1 protein-coding gene is annotated in these 2756 nt (G+C 74.1%); it reads right to left on the reverse strand.

Annotated features, from left to right (window positions below):
* A partial coding sequence (locus VM95_RS37270) for a type I polyketide synthase (protein ID WP_045705752.1) occupies positions 1–2756 on the reverse strand: 2756 nt, incomplete at both ends.

Here is a 2756-nt window from a genome sequence, read left to right on the forward strand (position 1 = left end):
CAGGAAGCGGCGCACGCCCGCGTCGTGCAGGGTGCGGAGGGCGTCCAGGAAGCGGACGGCCTCGCGGGCCTGGCGCGCCCAGTACCGCGGGGAGCGCACCCCCTCACCCGGGGCGAGGTCCGAGCCCATCCAGCGGCCGTCCAGGGTGCTGACCAGCGGGACGCGCGGGGCCCGCAGCTCGCAGCTCTCGACGACGGCGGTGAACTCGGCCAGCATCGCGTCCATGTGCGGGCTGTGGAAGGCGTGCGACACCTCCAGACGGCGCACCCGGCGACCGGCGGCGCTCATGGCGGCGAGCATTTCCTCGACGGCGGCCGCGTCGCCGCTGACCACCGTCTGGGCCGGCGAGTTGACACCCGCGACCGCGATCCGGCCGGACGACACCTGGGCGAGGGCGGCCAGGACCTCGTCCTCGCCCGCCTCCACGGAGGCCATCGCGCCGCCCGTCTCGCAGCCCTGCATCAGCCGCCCCCGGGCAACCACCAGCCGCGCCGCGTCGTCCAGGGAGAGGACGCCGGAGACGTGCGCGGCAGCGACTTCGCCGACCGAGTGCCCGGCCACGGCGGCCGGGGACACACCCCACGCCTGCCAGAGGCGGAAGAGCGCCACCTCGACGGCGAACAGGGCGGGCTGGGTGAACTCCGTCCGGTGCACCAGTCCCGCATCCACACCCTCGGGGTCCGCGAACACGACCTCCTTCAACGGCCTCGCCGCGTACCGGTCCAGCACCTCGACGACCTCGTCGAAGGCCGCCCGGAAGAGCGCCGAGGACGCGTACAGACCGGCGGCCATGCCCAGCCGCTGACTGCCCTGACCGGTGAACAGCACACCGAGGCCCGGGCCGCTCGCGACCGGTCGGCCGACGACCGCACCCGCACCCGGACGGCCCTCGGCCAGGCTCCGCAGAGCGGTGACGGTGTCGGCCGTGGAGGCGGCGACGACGACGGCGCGGTGCTCGAAGTGGGTGCGGTGCTGGGCGGCGGTCAGGGCGACGTCCGCGAGCGGGGTGCCGGGGTTGGCGTCGAGCCAGTCGGCCCAGCGGGTGGCCTGTTCCCGCAGGGCGGCTTCGTCGCGGCCCGAGATCAGGACCGGGAGGGCCTGCGGCTGGGAGTCTTCCGGCTGGAGGGCTTCGGCGGTGGGGGCTTCCTCCAGGATGAGGTGGGCGTTGGTGCCGCTCAGGCCGAAGGACGACACGCCCGCCCGGCGGGGCCGGTCGGCGCGCTGCCACGGGGTGTTCTGCTGGAGGAGCGCCAGTCCGCTGCCGTCCCACTCGATGTGCGGGCTCGGCTCGTCGGCGTGGAGGGTGCGCGGCAGGGCGCCGTTCTCCAGGGCGAGGACCATCTTGATCACACCGATGACACCGGCGGCCGCCTGGGCGTGGCCGATGTTCGACTTCGAGGAGCCGAGGAGGAGCGGGCGGTCGGCGGCGCGGGTCGGGCCGAAGACCTCCGCCAGGGCACCCGCCTCGATCGGGTCACCGAGGGAGGTGCCCGTGCCGTGCGCCTCGACGGCGTCGATGTCGGCGGCGGAGAGCCGGGCGGCGGCCAGGGCGTCCTGGATGACGCGCTGCTGCGACGGACCATTGGGGGCGGTGAGGCCCTGGCTGCGGCCGTCCTGGTTGATCGCGCTGCCCTTGATGACCGCGAGAACGCGGTCCCCATCCCGCTGAGCGGCGGAGAGGCGCTTGAGGACGAGGATGCCGCAGCCCTCGGCCCAGCCCGCGCCGTCCGCGTCGGCACCGAAGCTCTTGCAGCGCCCGTCCGCCGCCATGCCCTTGAGACGGCTGAACTCGACGAAGAGTGCGGGGGTGTTCATGACGGTGACGCCGCCGACCAGCGCGAGCTCGCACTCGCCGGAGCGCAGCGCCTGGGTGGCGAGGTGCACGGCGACGAGCGAGGAGGAGCAGGCAGTGTCGACGGTCACGGCCGGGCCCTGGAGCCCGAGCGCGTACGAGACGCGGCCGGAGACCACGCTGCTCGCGTTACCGGTGCTCATATAGCCGTCCAGGACTTCGAGTTGACGTCCTTCGTGGCTGCCGTAGTCCGAGCTCATGGCGCCGAGGTAGACGCCGGTGCGAGTGCCTTCCAGGCTGCCCGGGCGGATGCCCGCGCGCTCCAGGGCCTCCCAGGAGGCTTCGAGGACGAGCCGCTGCTGCGGGTCCATCGACTGCGCCTCGCGCGGGCTGATGCCGAAGAACGCGGCGTCGAACTGGTCGACGTCCTCCAGGAATCCGCCCTCGCGGGCGTAGCTCTTGCCCACGGCGTCCGGGTCCGGGTTGAACAGGTCCAGGCCCTGCCAGCGCTTGGGGAAGCCGCCGATGGCGTCACCGCCGGAGACCAGCAGCTCCCAGAACCCCTCCGGGGTGTCGATCCCGCCGGGGAGGCGGCAGGCCATCGAGACGACCGCGATCGGGTCGTCCGTCCGGGCGTTGGTGAGGACGCGGGTGGGGGTGAGTGCGGGCTTCGCGGTGCCGAGGTCGAGCCGGTCCAGGATCAGACCGGCGATCGCGGTGGGGGTCGGGTAGTCGAAGGCGAGGGTGGACGGCAGGGTCAGGCCGGTCTCGGCGGCGAGACGACGGCGCAGTTCGACGGCCATCAGGGAGTCGAGACCGAGCTCCTTGAACACCTGCTGCGCGCCGATGCCGTCCGCGCCACCGACGCCGAGGACGGCCGCCGCCTCGCGGCGGACCAGGTCCAGCAGCGTGCCCTGGCGCTCGGCCGGGCTCAGCGCGGCCAGGCGCTCGCGCAGCGCGGAGG

The sequence above is a fragment of the Streptomyces rubellomurinus genome, from assembly GCF_000961885.1.
GTDB classification, from domain to species: Bacteria; Actinomycetota; Actinomycetes; order Streptomycetales; family Streptomycetaceae; genus Kitasatospora; species Kitasatospora rubellomurina.